This is a genomic window from Leucobacter sp. Ag1 (genome assembly GCF_000980875.1).
Taxonomy (GTDB): Bacteria; Actinomycetota; Actinomycetes; order Actinomycetales; family Microbacteriaceae; genus Leucobacter; species Leucobacter iarius.
On record NZ_LAYO01000087.1, the window covers coordinates 18862 to 32545 of the forward strand.

Consider the following 13684-nt stretch of genomic DNA (forward strand, 5'->3'; position numbering starts at 1 on the left):
CCAGTTACCCACAGCTCAGTGGAAAACTGTGGATAACTCGACCGGATCGAGGCGTTAACGCCTAGTGGGGAAAGGGTTGGGGAGAACCGAGCTCGGCTTGCCCGCGGGCGCGCTTCGCGGGCGGACGGCGCCGTGCGCGGAGCACCTCCCGGGCCGCCGAAGAGCACCCGCGGCACCGGAGGAGGGGACGCGGGTCAGCGCGCCTGCTTCACGCGGGCGGTGATCTCCATGACCTGGTTGTAGACCGCGCGGCGCTCCTTGAGCAGCTGGGCGATCTTCTTGTGCGCGTACATCACCGTGGTGTGATCGCGACCGCCGAAGAGCTGACCGATCTTGGGGAGGGAGAGCGGAGTGAGCTCGCGGCAGAGGTACATCGCGATCTGGCGGGCGAGCGCGATCTGCTGCGCGCGGGACTGCCCGTAGAGGTCGTCGACCGACAGATCGAAGTAGTCCGCGGTGCGGTTGATGATGTCCGACGGCTGCACTTCGTTGTCGTCGTCGAGCGAGATCAGATCCTTCAGCACCGTCTGCACGAGGCTCATGTCGATGCGCTGCTGGTTGAGGCTCGCGAACGCGGTCACTCGGATCAGGGTGCCCTCGAGCTCTCGGATGTTCGAGGAGAACTTGGTCGCGATGAACTCGAGGATCTCGTCCTCGATCACGAGCTGCTCGCGCTGCGCCTTCTTGCGCAGGATCGCGATGCGGGTCTCGAGGTCGGGCACCTGGATATCGGTGAGCAGGCCCCACTCGAAGCGCGAGAGCATGCGCTCCTCGAAGCCGCGGAGCTGCTTGGGCTGCACATCGCTGGTGATCACGACCTGCTTGTTGTGATCGTGCAGCGTGTTGAAGGTGTGGAAGAAGGCTTCCTGGGTCTCGGCCTTGCCCTCGAGGAACTGGATGTCGTCGACGAGCAGCAGATCGACGCTGCGGTAGCGCTGGTGGAACGCCGCGCCCTCGTTGTTGGCGATCGAGTTGATGAAGTCGTTGGTGAAGTCCTCGGAGCTGACGTAGCGCACGCGGACGTCGGGGAACAGCTCTCGGGTGTAGTGCCCGATCGCGTGGAGCAGGTGGGTCTTGCCCAGGCCGGAGTCGCCGTAGATGAAGAGCGGATTGTAGGCGCGAGCCGGAGCTTCGGCGACGGCGACGGATGCGGCGTGGGCGAAACGGTTCGACTGGCCGATGACGAAGGTGTCAAAGCGGTACTTCTCGTTCAGCCGGCTGTCCTCGATCTCGCGCCGCCCGTGGCGGGGCGAGGGCTCGTGGAGGGGCCGGACCGGTTCGGCCGGAGCGGCTGCGGGAGGCTGCTCGTCAACGGGGGCACCCGCATCGACGGACTGATCCGCTTCGGTCTCCTGCTCCGCCGTGCCGACGCTGTGATCGACCTGCAGGGTCGGATCGACGAGCACGATGAAGTTCTCGATTCCCGTGGCGTCCGGGGTCTTCGCGATCGCCGACATGATGGCCGGCCGCAGCTCGTGATCGAGCAGGCGCTGGGTGAAGTCGTACTGGACCGCGAGGTACAGCGATCCCGCGCCGACCCCGCGGGGTACCGCGAGGCCGAGCTGGCCGATCAGGGAGCGGGCCACCATCGGGTCGTCAGCCACCGCGCGGGTGATCTGCGCCCAAACCCCCTGTACCTCGTCCTCTGTCACTGGGATCCGTCCGAAAAGTTGTGAGTCTGTGCTGGGTGTTATCCCCAGATTATCCACAAGCAGAAGGGCGGAAAAACGGCGAGATTCTGTCAGATTGATCCGCCCGGGAGAACACCTGCGCCCACGTTAGTCACAGATCTGTCCACAGGCAAGTCGAACCGGCGGAGTCGTGGAAACCGCGCGGTTTGGGGCCCCCGTGTCGCGCGTTCGCGCGTGTTCTGGGAGGATCGCTTTGACTGTGGGCCCGAGTGCGCGTAAAGTTAACACCTTGTATGGGCGCCAGTGTGCGCTGCGGAGCTCGCGAAGCGTTCTCCGCGGGTGCCGCGCGCCCCATCGAGTCCGAACTTCTTCGTCGCCGAGAGCGGCGGAGAGCACTGCCAAAAGTCACGGAGTCTTCTTATGAGCAAGCGTACCTTCCAGCCCAACAACCGCCGCCGCGCCAAGGTGCACGGCTTCCGCGCCCGCATGCGTACCCGCGCCGGCCGCGCCATCGTCGCAGCGCGCCGCGGCAAGGGCCGCTCGAAGCTCACGGCCTAGTCCACACGCATCCCGGTTCGATCGTGCCCGCGCGGCAGCATCGCGTCACCCGGGGTGACGACTACCGGCGCATCGTGCGAACCGGAAACCGCGTGGGTGGTGCAACATGCATCGCCCACGCGGTTTTGCATGTGCGCGAGGCCGACGCTCCGGATCAGCCTGCCCGGTTCGGCTTCATCATCTCCAAGGCGGTCGGCAACGCGGTCACCAGGAACCTCGTCCGGCGTCGCATGAAGTTCCTCGTCGAACGGGGGCTGCACGCCGGATTCGCGGGAGCGGACATCGTGTTCCGCGCCCTGCCGGCCAGCGCAGAAGCCGGATTCGAGGGGCTGGAGCGCGACGTGACCCGGGCCCTGGGCAAGGTGGAGCGGATGCTCGCCGAGCGCGATGGGCAGCAGGATCCGGCCCCTGCACCGGGAAGCCGACCGTGATCCCCGCTCCGGTCCTCGAGCTCTGGCTGCTCCCCCGCAACGCGGCGATCACCGTGATGCGGGTCTACCGCCGGCTCATCTCCCCGCTCTACGGGCAGGTGTGCCGGTATCACCCCAGCTGTTCCCGGTACGCTCTGGAAGCGTTCCAACAGCGCGGCTTCGTCACCGGCGTCGCGCTCACCGTCTGGCGCCTCCTGCGGTGCAATCCCTTCACCCCCGGGGGGATCGACGACGTCCCGCCGAAGCGGCGTCCTCGATTCGTCACGAACTCCAGCGGATTCGTCCGCCCCACGTACCGAAAGGCCTGAATCCCAGTGGACTTCATCGAAACACTGCTCTGGCCGCTGCGCTGGCTCGTCGAGCTGGTGCTGGCGGTCTGGCACCAGATCTTCACCTTCTTCGGGCTGAACCCGGCGTCCGGCCTGACCTGGGTGCTCTCGATCATCGGCCTCGTGCTCGTGGTGCGCTCGGCGCTGATCCCGATCACGGTCCGGCAGATCAAGTCGCAGCGCCGCATGATGGATCTCGCCCCCGAGATGAAGAAGATCCAGGCGAAGTACAAGGGCAAGACGGATCAGTTCTCTCGCGAGGCCATGAGCCGCGAGACGATGGCCCTCTACAAGAAGCACGGGACCAACCCGTTCTCCTCCTGCCTGCCGATCCTGATCCAGATGCCGGTCTTCTTCTCGCTGTTCTACGTGCTGCGCCACGCGGCCGAGAACAAGACGGGCATCGGCTTCATGAACCAGGAGCTGACGCACAACTTCAACGCGGCTGAGCTTTTCGGTGCTCCGCTGAAGATGACCTTCACGCAGGGCTGGGCCGAGCAGAACTGGGTCATCATCATCCTGCTCGGCGCCATCATGATCCTCATGATCGCCTCGCAGTTCTTCACCCAGCTGCAGATCATGTCGAAGAACGTCTCGGACGAGACGAAGAACTCGCCGATGTACCGTCAGCAGCGGATCCTGCTCTACATCATCCCCTTCGCCTTCATCTTCTCGGGCGTGACCTTCCCGCTCGCGCTCAACATCTACTGGTTCACCTCGAACCTGTGGACCATGGGCCAGCAGTACATCGTCATCAAGAACATGCCGACCCCCGGCAGCGAGGCGTGGCGCCAGCGCCAGGCCCGACTGAAGGCCAAGGGCAAGCTGACCGAGGAGGAGGCCGCCGAGATCGATCGCATCGAGGGTACCGGCGAGGCCCAGGGTCAGCGTCAGCAGCCGATGAGCGCCAAGCGCGCCAAGAAGAAGAAGTAGGCAGGAGCGGATCATGACCGAAAGCAACGGCGCCGTGGTGACGAATGAAGACCCCACCCTCGAGGAGCTCGAGGCGGAGGGCGATCTCGCCGCGGACTACATCGAGGGTTTCCTCGACATCGCGGACCTCGACGGGGATCTCGACATCTCGGTCGCGAGCGGTCGCGCCTACGTCTCGGTGACGGGTGGCGGTGAGGACCTCGACCGCCTCGCGATGCCCGACACCGTGCAGGCGCTCCAGGACCTGACCCGCCTCGCGGTGCAGGGCGGCACCGGTCGCTTCTCGCGGCTCATCCTCGACATCGGCGGCTCGCGGGACGCACGCGCGGCCGAGCTCGGACGCCTCGTCGATGCGGCGGTGGCGCAGCTCGCCGCCGGCCGCACCGAGGTCGAGCTCGAGCCGATGTCGTCGTACGAGCGCAAGCTCGTGCACGACATCGTCGCCGAGCGCGGCTACCACTCGGAGTCGCGGGGCGAGGGCCGCGACCGCCGTCTCGTCATCTCGCAGGCATAAGGGGTTTCACGTGAAACGCGGCACTCCGATCGATCCGGTCGACGCTCCCGAGTCCGTCGAGGCCGAGCAGGCCGCTCCCGTCGAGTCGGAACCGGCATCGGCCGCGCAGATCGCGGGCGACCGGATCGATGTGCTGCGCGCTTTCACCGCGGATCTCGCGGAGCGCGGTGAGCCGCTCGGACTCATCGGGCCCCTCGAACCCCCGCGTCTCTGGACCCGGCACGTGCTCAACAGCGCGATCCTGGCGCCGCTCATCACCTCCGGTGCGCGCGTGGCCGATATCGGCACCGGCGGCGGGATGCCCGGGCTCGTGCTCGCGATCGTCCGGCCCGACGCGCGGTTCCTGCTGATCGAACCCATGGAGCGCCGCTGCGCGTGGCTGTCCGAGCAGATCGAACGGCTCGGGCTCGAGAATGTCGAGGTCCGGCGCGGCCGTGCCGAGGAGTACCACGACGCGTTCGAGGTCGACCAGGTCACGGCTCGCGCGGTCACGGCGCTGCGCACCCTCGTGCCGATCACCGCTCCCCTGCTGCGCGACGGCGGCGAGATGCTGTTCCTCAAGGGCACCTCGGTCGAGGCCGAGATCCGGGCCGCCGAGAAGGTGCTGCGCAAGCACCGCGTGACCGGTGTCTCGGTCGAGGAGCTCGGCACGGGCTTGCTCGCCGAAACGACCCGGGTCTTCCGGGCTACAGTAGAACGTGGCTCGCGGGCGGAGTGAGCGGGCCGGCTCCTCCGCCGACGATTCGATGACGCACGAGGATGCCATGACTGCAACGAACAACACCCCGGTGGGCGACCACCTGGTGGACAAGATCAGGCGTCGACGCAAACTCGAGAGGACCAAATCTCCGTTGCCCACTGAGCCGCGCATCATCACCGTCTCCAACCAGAAGGGCGGGGTGGGCAAGACCACCACGACCGTCAACCTCGCTTCGGCGCTCGCGCGCCGCGGGGCCAACGTGCTGGTCATCGACCTCGATCCCCAGGGCAACGCGTCCACCGCGCTCGGGGTCCCGCACCAGTCCGAGATCACCAGCGTCTACGAGGTGCTGCTCGGCGACAGCGAGATCGAAGAGGCGATCCAGCCGACCACCGACAACGAGAACCTGTTCTGCGTGCCGTCGACCATCAACCTCGCCGGCGCCGAGATCGAGCTCGTCTCGCTCGTCGCACGCGAGCAGCGGCTCCGCAGCGCCGTCGTCTCGTTCCTCGAGCGCTCCGAGCGCGAGTTCCACTACGTCTTCATCGATTGCCCGCCCTCGCTCGGCCTCCTCACGGTCAACGCGTTCGTCGCGGCGCAGGAGGTGCTGATCCCGATCCAGTGCGAGTACTACGCGCTGGAGGGTCTGAGCCAGCTGCTCGGCAACATCCAGCTGATCCAGAAGCACCTCAACCCGACCCTGAACGTCTCGACGATCCTGCTCACGATGTTCGATGCCCGCACCAACCTCGCGCACGAGGTCGCGGCCGAGGTGCGCGAGCACTTCCCCACCCAGACCCTGCGCGTCGCGGTGCCGCGCTCGGTGCGCATCTCGGAGGCGCCCAGCTACGGCCAGACCGTGCTCGCCTACGACCCGGCCTCCATCGGAGCGCTCGCCTACCTCGAGGCCGCGGCCGAGATGGCCGAGCGCGGGGCCCCCGCCGTCAACACCAGCAACGAAGGAGCCTGATGGCTACGAAGAAGCGCAGCGGTCTCGGACGCGGGATCGGAGCCCTGATCCCCCAGTCGACGACCGAGGGCGATCGTCCCGTCGACGTGTTCTTCCCCGCCCGCACCGTGACCGAGGCGCCGGCGAACGACACCGAGCTCGACGAGGCCTGGGACGGCTCCGGCTCCGATTCCGAAGCTCCGGCCGCAGGCACCGAGGCCTCGGGCACGACGGCGGCCAAGCCGCGCACGCGCGCACAGGCGAAGGCCGCGAGCACCCCCGCTGAGCCGGAGCCCGAGCTGCAGGCCGTGCCCGGCGCGACGCTCACGCGCCTCGCCGTCGAGGACATCGTCCCCAACCACGTGCAGCCGCGCACCGAGTTCGACGAGCAGGCGCTCGATGAGCTCACGCACAGCGTGCGCGAATTCGGCGTCTTCCAGCCGATCGTCGTCCGCGCGATCGAGCCGGCTCCCGCCGAGGGACCGAAGTACGAGCTCATCATGGGCGAGCGCCGGCTCCGCGCCTCGAAGCGTGCGGGGCTCGACAGCATCCCCGCGATCGTGCGCACCACCGCCGACGAGCACATGCTGCGCGACGCGTTGCTCGAGAACCTGCACCGCGCCCAGCTCAACCCGCTCGAAGAGGCGTCGGCCTACCAGCAGCTGCTCGCGGACTTCGGCATCACGCAGGAGCAGCTCGCCGAGCGCATCGGCCGCTCCCGGCCCCAGATCTCCAATACGATCCGCCTGCTCAAGCTGCCCGAGGCCGTGCAGGCCCGGGTCGCGGCCGGCGTGCTGACCGCTGGGCACGCTCGGGCGATCCTCTCGCTCGACGGGGACGCGGACGCGATGCTCCATCTCGCGGACAAGATCGTGAACGAGGGGCTCTCGGTGCGCGCCGCCGAGGCCGTCGCCTCGGAGGAGCCGAAGCGCAAGGCTCCGAAGCCGCGTGCGGGCGGGCGCCAGGGTCAGCTGGAGGAGATCGCGGATCGCCTGGGCGACCGTCTCGACACCCGCGTCTCGGTGAAGCTGGGGGCCAAGAAGGGCCAGATCATCATCGACTTCGCGACGATCCAGGACCTGAAGCGGATCCTCGCCGAGATCGACGACCCCGGATTCGGGTAGGCCCCGGCCACGCACCCGCTGTGAGCCCGGTGAATGCCGGGCTCAGCCCGGCATGATTGACTGACGGCATGTCTGAAGAGCAGCGCATCGTCTCCGCAGTCGGCTCCACCAAGGCCCCGGCCGAGGTGCTGTTCGAACTGATCGCCGATCCGTCCCAGCAGCCCCGCTGGGACGGCAACGACAACCTCTCCGAGGCCGCCCCCGGCCAGCGCGTTCACGCCGTCGGCGATGTCTTCCGCATGGCACTGACCAAGGCCGGCGCCGTGCGCCTCAACCGCATCGTCGAGTTCGAGGAGGGCCGCCGCATCGCGTGGAAGCCGGCCCCCGAAGGAGAGGCCGAGCCGGGTCACCTGTGGCGCTGGGAGCTCTCCCCCGTCGAGGGCGGCACGCTCGTGCGCCACACCTACGACTGGACCGATCTGGAGGATCCGAAGCGGCAGGAGCGCGCACGCGCGACCACCGCGGAGAACCTGCAGGCTTCGATCGACCGGCTGACCGCGCTCGCCGAGACCGGAGCCGCTGAGCGCAGCGCGAGCTGAGCGGCCCGTCGCGGCGACGCGTCGCGACCGACGCGTGAGGGCCCGGATCCGAGTCGGATCCGGGCCCTCACGCGTTCGGGGAACGAACGGCTCAGATGATGCCGTTCAGGTGCTCCTCGATCATCGGCTTCGGCATGGCGCCGATGATCTCGCGCACCTCCTCGCCCGCCTTGAACACCTTCATCGCGGGGATGGAGGTGATTCGGTACTGGGCCGCGAGGCCCGGGTTCTCGTCGACGTTCACCTTGACGATGCGGATCTTGCCCGCGTGCTCCGCGGCGATCTGGTCGAGGATCGGCGCAACGGCGCGGCACGGGCCGCACCACTCGGCCCAGAAGTCGACGAGCACGGGGGTCTCGCTCTTCAGGACCTCGTCGGTGAAGGTGGACTCGGTGACTGCGAGTGCCTGGGACATGCTGACTCCTTGTTTCTGTGAGTGTTCGGGGCGCTCAGGATTCGAGCGCGGCGAGGTAGTGCTCGGCGTCGAGGGCGGCGACCGTGCCCGACGCGGCGGCGGTGATGGCCTGGCGGTAGCTGGGATCGATCACGTCTCCCGCCGCGAAGACGCCTGGGATCCCGGTCTTCGAGCTGCGGCCCTCGACGGCGATGGTGCCGTCCTCGGTGAGCTCCAGCTGGCCGTGCACGAGGTGCACGCGGGGGTCGTTGCCGATGGCGATGAACAGGCCCTCGATCGGCAGCTCCTGCTCGGTGCCGTCGACGGTGCTGCGCAGGGTCAGGCCGGTGACCTCGGTCTCGCCCTGGATCGCCGCGACCTCGCTGTTCCAGATGAACTCGATCTTCTCGTTGTCGAAGGCGCGCTGCTGCATGATCTTCGACGCCTTGAGCTCCTCGCGACGGTGCACCACGTAGACCTTCGACGCGAAGCGCGTGAGGAACGTCGCCTCCTCCATCGCCGAGTCGCCGCCGCCGATGACGGCGATCGTCTTCTCGCGGAAGAAGAAGCCGTCGCAGGTGGCGCACCACGAGACGCCGTGGCCCGAGAGGCGCTCCTCGTCGGCGAGGCCCAGCTTGCGGTAGGCCGAGCCGGTGGCGAAGATGACCGACTTCGCCTCGTGCACGGAGCCGTCGCCCGTGCTGATCCGCTTCACGTCGCCCGCGAGCTCGACCGCGGTGACGTCGTCGTACACGACCTTGGTGCCGAAGCGCTCGGCCTGCGCCTGCATCTTCTCCATCAGCTCGGGGCCCTGGATCCCCTCGGGGAAGCCCGGGAAGTTCTCGACCTCGGTGGTGTTCATCAGTTCGCCACCGGGTTCGACCGAGCTCGCGATGAGCACGGGTTCGAGGCCGGCGCGCGCCGCGTAGATGGCCGCGGTGAAGCCGGCGGGGCCGGAGCCGATGATGATGATCTGGTGCATGACACTCCTAGGGGTGTGGACGGCCCTGATCCGTCGGGTTCTCCGACTCCGGGTCAGGGTTCAGGGGGTGAAACTCTTCAGGGGCCTCGGATATTCCGGCCCGCCTGCGGCGGCGGATGCTGCGCCAGATGCCGAAGCCGAGCAGGAGCGCGGCGAGGCCGCCGAGCACGCTCAGGGCGACCGTCTCGACGACGCTCCGGATGGTGAGCGGCAGCGTGCCGGTGAACGTCACCTCGGAGCCGCCGACGGGCGAGATGTCGACGATGAGACCGGACTCCCCCGACGAGATGCGGCTGTCGACCGGGATGAGCATGGTGCGACCGCTGTTCGCGGGGATCTCGACGCGCGGGAAGGATCGGGTCGGGACCGAGATGGCCGCGGAGGCCGGGGACGCGGCGACGGTGACGACCGCGTCGAACGGCAGGTCGTTGCGCAGCAGCACGGGAACTCGTGTGGAGGCGCCCACCAGCTGGGTGTGGTCGTTGCGGATCGCGGTGACGCCGTTCAGCAGCTTCGCGTCGCGCGCCCGGTAGTCGGAGGCCGTCTTCGCGAAGTCCGCCTCCGGCGACGCCCCCGAGGTCGAGAGCAGCGCGAGCAGTCGCACTCGCTGGTACTCGCCGAGGCTCTCGGGACGTGCGAGCAGCGGAGCGAGGTCGGTCACGGCGGACTCGCGGGCGATGGCGTCCTTGAGGAGATCGAGGCGATCCTGCGCCGGCTTCTGGGAGCGCAGCGTCGCGGTGCCGGTCACCTGCGCGGTCTCGCGGACCGGCGAGACCCAGGAGAGCGTGTCGAGCACCTCGAACACCTCTTCGGGGTGATCGTCGTCGGCCATGGTGCGGCGGTCGAGCGCGAGCACGGTGCTGCCCGCGGTGCCGTCGGGTGCTGCGAGGAGGGCGAGGCGGGCGGCGGCTTCCGCGGTGTCGGCGCCCCGTTCGGCCTCGGTGGTCGCCGCGAGACCGCCGCGCACCGAGGCGCCCAGCTGCGCATCCGCCACGAGCGACTGCATCCCGTCGATGCGGGCGGCGGGGCCGCCCGTCAGCGAGACGTTGGACGAGTCGAGTACGACGGACTCTGAGCCGCTGTGCTGCAGCAGCGCGAGCGTCGAGGCGTCCGCCTGGCCGTCGGCGGGCCAGGCCCGCGCGGAGCCGTTCGGCCACGCGACGAGCTCGTCGAGCGTGGGGGCGGCAGCAGGGTCCGCGGTCGGCGCCGTGTCGTCGCTGCTCTGATCCTGGCCGGAGGAGTCCTCGCTGCCGGTGCTCGGTGCGGTGGCGGTGTAGTAGCCGAGCCCGTTGGGTTCGAGCAGGCGATCCGATCCGAGGGCGGCCTGCGCGGCCGGGTCGGCGTCGGCGAACTGGAGCAGGAACTGCGGGAGCGTCGACGCCTCGAGGCGCGCGAGCAGCTCGCGCGCGGACTGGGGCGCCTGGGACCCGAGGCCGCGGATCGCGGCGATGAGCCGGGGATCGATCGCCAGGGTCGACTGGTGCCGCTCGGCGGCGTCGAGCAGGGGCGTGAGCCGGGCGGCCGCGTCGCCGAGCTGGCCGCGGGTGGGCATGCCCGTGACCGTGCTGGGCAGCAGGAACGGGACGATCACCGTGAGTGCGGTGCGGTGCTTCGTGGCGACGCCGCGCCAGACGACGGGAGCGCTCGCGTCGAGGCGGTCCGCGAGCGATCTGCCCGATGCGGTCGAGGGATCCAGCGGGGACGCGGAGGGCGACGGCGAAGGCGAGACGCCGGTCCCGGCCGAGTCGGGGGTGAACGAGGCGTGCACCGCGAAGACGCCGGGGACCTGACCCAGCAGGATCGCGAGATCGGACCGGCGCACCGTCACCGAGACGGTCTGCTCGTTGCCCGCGCTCGTCGGATCGATGCGCTGGGTCGCGAGTACCGAGCCGGGAATCGCCTCCGCCTGAGCGGTCCCGCTGCCCTTCGGCGGTGCGAGGCCGTCGGCCAGTGCGCCGGCCGAGGCGATCCGCTTCGGATCGATCCGGAGCTCGAGACCGCCCGCGGGCAGATCCTGCTGCGTCGCGTTGCGCACGAGCACGTGGAACACCACCGACGCGGCGTCGTCGCGGATGACCGGTTCCGCCGGTGCGACCACGAGCTCCGGCTTCGCGGCCGACGTCGCATCGCTCGTCGAGTCGGAGGTCTCGTCGGCATGCGCCGACGCGCCCGCCGGGCCGCCGAGCGGGAGGCCCGAGGCGGGGCCGCCGACCAGCGCGATCGTCACCCCGAGCACCGCGGCGCTCGCGCGGACGAGCCGCGCGAGCGCGCCGGATCGGGGGCGCGTTCGACGGCGCGCGGCGGGCGGGCAGGGCATGCGCCCAGTGTAGAGTCTCGGGCTCGTGAGCGGCCTGAGGCGCGGGCCGCACAGCCGCACTCGGTACCCTTGAGCCATGCGTCCCCTTGCCGATTCCATGGCCGACCTGCGTGCGATCGCCGACTCGCGGCCCGTCCGCGAGCTCGCCGAGGCGTTCGCCGCCGCGGGGCACGAGTTCGCGATCGTCGGTGGGCCCGTGCGCGACGCCCTGCTCGGCCGCTCGGTGACCGACCTCGACTTCACGACCTCGGCCCGTCCCGAGCAGACGCAGCGGATCCTCGACGACCTCGGTACGCAGACCTGGGACGTCGGCCGGGACTTCGGCACGATCGCCGCGAAGGTCCACGGCGAGACCGTCGAGATCACGACCTACCGCGCGGAGGTCTACCGGGACGACTCCCGCAAGCCCGAGGTCAGTTACGGCGACACGATCGAGGGCGACCTCGTGCGGCGGGACTTCACGATCAACGCGCTCGCGCTCATGCTCCCCGAGATGCGCCTCGTCGACGTCTCGGGCGGGGTCGAGGATCTGCTCGCCGGGCGCATCTCCACGCCGGGCTCCGCCGAGGCGTCGTTCACCGACGACCCGCTGCGCATGCTGCGCGCCGCGCGCTTCGCCGCCCAGCTCGGATTCGACGTCGCGTCCGAGACGCGCGAGGCGATGGTCGAGTTCGCGGAGCGGCTCGACATCATCTCGGCCGAACGGATCCGCGACGAACTGGTGAAGCTGCTCTCGGCCGCGGACCCGGCACCCGGCCTCCGGCTGCTGGTCGACACGGGCCTCGCCGAGCGGTTCCTGCCCGAGCTGACCGCGCTCGTCGCCACGCAGGACGACCACGGGCGCCACAAGGACGTCTACGAGCACAGCCTGACCGTGCTGCAGCAGGCGATCGCGCTCGAGGGCGAGCGCCACCCGGGCGAGGCCCCGGACACGGTGCTGCGCCTCGCCGCGCTGCTGCACGACATCGGCAAGCCGGCCACTCGCCGCTTCGAGCGCGGCGGCGTGACCTTCCACCACCACGACATCGTCGGGGCGAAGCTCGTCAAGAAGCGGCTGCGCGCGCTCCGCTTCGACAACAGCACGGTCAAGCGGGTGGCCCGACTGGTGGAGCTGCACCTGCGGTTCTTCGGCTACAGCGATCAGCAGTGGACCGACTCGGCGGTGCGCCGCTACGTGCGCGACGCCGGCGAGGAGCTTGAGCGCCTGCACATCCTCACCCGCGCCGATGTGACCACGCGCAACCGGCGCAAGGCGGAGCGCCTGGAGCACGCCTACGACGACATCGAGCGCCGCATCGACGGGCTGGCCGAGGCCGAGGAGCTCGCCGCCGTGCGCCCCGAGCTCGACGGCGAGCGGATCATGGCCGTGCTCGGCGTGCCGCCCGGGCCGCTCGTCGGGCGCGCGTACAAGTATTTGCTCGAGGTGCGCCTCGACGAGGGTCCCATCGGGCCCGAGGCCGCCGAGGAGCGCCTGAGGGAATGGGCCGCGAAGGAGCTCGCATGATTACGGATTCGCACGACTGGTTCGACGGGGCGGCGCGCGTCATGTTCGTCCACGCGCACCCCGACGACGAGACCATCACGACCGGCGGCACCCTCGCGGGGCTCGCCGAGGCGGGGCGCGAGCCCCTGCTCGTCACGCTCACCCGCGGTGAGCGCGGCGAGGTGACGCCCGGGCCGTTCGCGGCGCTCGCGGGGACCGACGGGCTCGCCCCGCACCGGCAGCAGGAGCTGGCGGCGGCGCTCGCGTTCCTCGGGGTGCAGCGGCACGCGTTCCTCGGGGTGCCCCCGGCCCGCGCCGACGAGCTCTCCCCCACCATCTACGAGGACTCGGGCATGGCCTGGGGGCCGGACGGTCGCGCGATCGCCGCGGGCGACGCGAGCCGCGACGCGCTGACCAGCGTGCCGGCGGTCGAGGCGCTGAACGATCTGCTCGCCGCGGCCTACCAGGCGGGCGCCTCCGCGATCGTGAGCTACGACGACGACGGGGGCTACGGCCACCCGGACCACGTGCTGACGCACCGGCTGTCCCGCGCGGTCGCGCAGGCGCTGGGCCTGCCGTTCTGGGCGATCACCGCCTCCGACGCGACCGGCGACGAGGATCGGGTGGAGGCGCACGACGTCTCGGACTGGATGGAGCGCAAGGTCGCCGCGCTGCGCGCTCACGGCACGCAGCTGACGGTCGACGGCGACGACATCGTGCACGTCGGCGGCCAGCGGGAGCCGATCGCGCGGGTCGAACGCTTCCGCCGGGTCCCGCACGTGCCGCTCGAGGGCTGACCC

At 69.8% G+C, this 13684-nt stretch carries 15 protein-coding genes; 11 read left to right on the forward strand and 4 right to left on the reverse strand.

Going from position 1 to position 13684, the window contains the following annotated elements; translation table 11 throughout:
* Positions 1–194: 194 nt before the first annotated feature.
* Entirely contained in the window at positions 195–1589 is a 1395-nt protein-coding gene (dnaA, locus tag XM48_RS06330; protein ID WP_369699852.1) for a chromosomal replication initiator protein DnaA, read from the reverse strand.
* A 462-nt stretch (positions 1590–2051) separates the two neighbouring features.
* Here dnaA and rpmH point away from each other — a divergent pair, with 462 nt between their 5' ends.
* The 9 genes from rpmH (at position 2052) to XM48_RS06375 (ending at position 7708) form a co-directional block, all read left to right on the forward strand.
* The gene (rpmH, locus tag XM48_RS06335) at positions 2052–2189 is read left to right on the forward strand and encodes a 50S ribosomal protein L34 (RefSeq protein WP_010155609.1); all 138 of its coding nucleotides are present in this window, start codon (positions 2052–2054) and stop codon (positions 2187–2189) included.
* Positions 2190–2212: 23 nt separating this feature from the next.
* The gene (gene rnpA, locus XM48_RS06340) at positions 2213–2620 is read left to right on the forward strand and encodes a ribonuclease P protein component (protein ID WP_046454963.1); all 408 of its coding nucleotides are present in this window, start codon (positions 2213–2215) and stop codon (positions 2618–2620) included.
* Positions 2620–2928 (forward strand): membrane protein insertion efficiency factor YidD, encoded by a 309-nt coding sequence (gene yidD / locus XM48_RS06345; RefSeq protein WP_369699853.1) that lies wholly within the window; start codon positions 2620–2622, stop codon positions 2926–2928. The genes rnpA and yidD overlap by 1 nt, the downstream gene beginning before the upstream one ends.
* Positions 2929–2934: 6 nt before the next feature.
* Positions 2935–3882, forward strand: coding sequence for a membrane protein insertase YidC (yidC, locus tag XM48_RS06350; RefSeq protein ID WP_046454964.1), 948 nt, complete (start codon positions 2935–2937; stop codon positions 3880–3882).
* A gap of 13 nt (positions 3883–3895) precedes the next feature.
* Complete coding sequence (locus XM48_RS06355; protein WP_046454965.1) at positions 3896–4396, forward strand: R3H domain-containing nucleic acid-binding protein; 501 nt, start codon at positions 3896–3898, stop codon at positions 4394–4396.
* 28 nt (positions 4397–4424) lie between these two features.
* On the forward strand, positions 4425–5114 hold the full coding sequence (gene rsmG, locus XM48_RS06360; RefSeq protein WP_046455000.1) for a 16S rRNA (guanine(527)-N(7))-methyltransferase RsmG: 690 nt from the start codon (positions 4425–4427) through the stop codon (positions 5112–5114).
* A 46-nt stretch (positions 5115–5160) separates the two neighbouring features.
* On the forward strand, positions 5161–6066 hold the full coding sequence (locus tag XM48_RS06365) for a ParA family protein (protein ID WP_046455001.1): 906 nt from the start codon (positions 5161–5163) through the stop codon (positions 6064–6066).
* Positions 6066–7169 carry a ParB/RepB/Spo0J family partition protein gene (locus tag XM48_RS06370; protein ID WP_046454966.1) on the forward strand — a complete coding sequence of 368 codons (1104 nt, stop codon included), beginning with the start codon at positions 6066–6068 and terminating at the stop codon, positions 7167–7169. Before XM48_RS06365 ends, XM48_RS06370 begins: the two co-directional genes overlap by 1 nt.
* A gap of 68 nt (positions 7170–7237) precedes the next feature.
* Complete coding sequence (locus XM48_RS06375) at positions 7238–7708, forward strand: SRPBCC domain-containing protein (protein ID WP_046454967.1); 471 nt, start codon at positions 7238–7240, stop codon at positions 7706–7708.
* A 91-nt stretch (positions 7709–7799) separates the two neighbouring features.
* On the opposite strand, the gene trxA is transcribed toward XM48_RS06375, so the two are convergent.
* The 3 genes from trxA to XM48_RS06390 are packed head-to-tail and all read right to left on the reverse strand — an operon-like array spanning position 7800 to position 11401.
* Positions 7800–8123: a thioredoxin gene (gene trxA / locus XM48_RS06380; protein ID WP_046454968.1), complete on the reverse strand. Its 324-nt coding sequence runs from the start codon at positions 8121–8123 to the stop codon at positions 7800–7802.
* Positions 8124–8157: 34 nt separating this feature from the next.
* Entirely contained in the window at positions 8158–9084 is a 927-nt protein-coding gene (gene trxB / locus XM48_RS06385; RefSeq protein WP_046454969.1) for a thioredoxin-disulfide reductase, read from the reverse strand.
* Between the two features lie 7 nt (positions 9085–9091).
* Complete coding sequence (locus XM48_RS06390; protein ID WP_052961337.1) at positions 9092–11401, reverse strand: DUF6049 family protein; 2310 nt, start codon at positions 11399–11401, stop codon at positions 9092–9094.
* 76 nt (positions 11402–11477) lie between these two features.
* Here XM48_RS06390 and XM48_RS06400 point away from each other — a divergent pair, with 76 nt between their 5' ends.
* Positions 11478–12905, forward strand: a complete 1428-nt coding sequence (locus XM48_RS06400) for a CCA tRNA nucleotidyltransferase (RefSeq protein WP_046454972.1) — start codon at positions 11478–11480, stop codon at positions 12903–12905.
* Positions 12902–13681: a PIG-L family deacetylase gene (locus tag XM48_RS06405; RefSeq protein ID WP_046454973.1), complete on the forward strand. Its 780-nt coding sequence runs from the start codon at positions 12902–12904 to the stop codon at positions 13679–13681. The genes XM48_RS06400 and XM48_RS06405 overlap by 4 nt, the downstream gene beginning before the upstream one ends.
* Positions 13682–13684 lie beyond the last annotated feature (3 nt).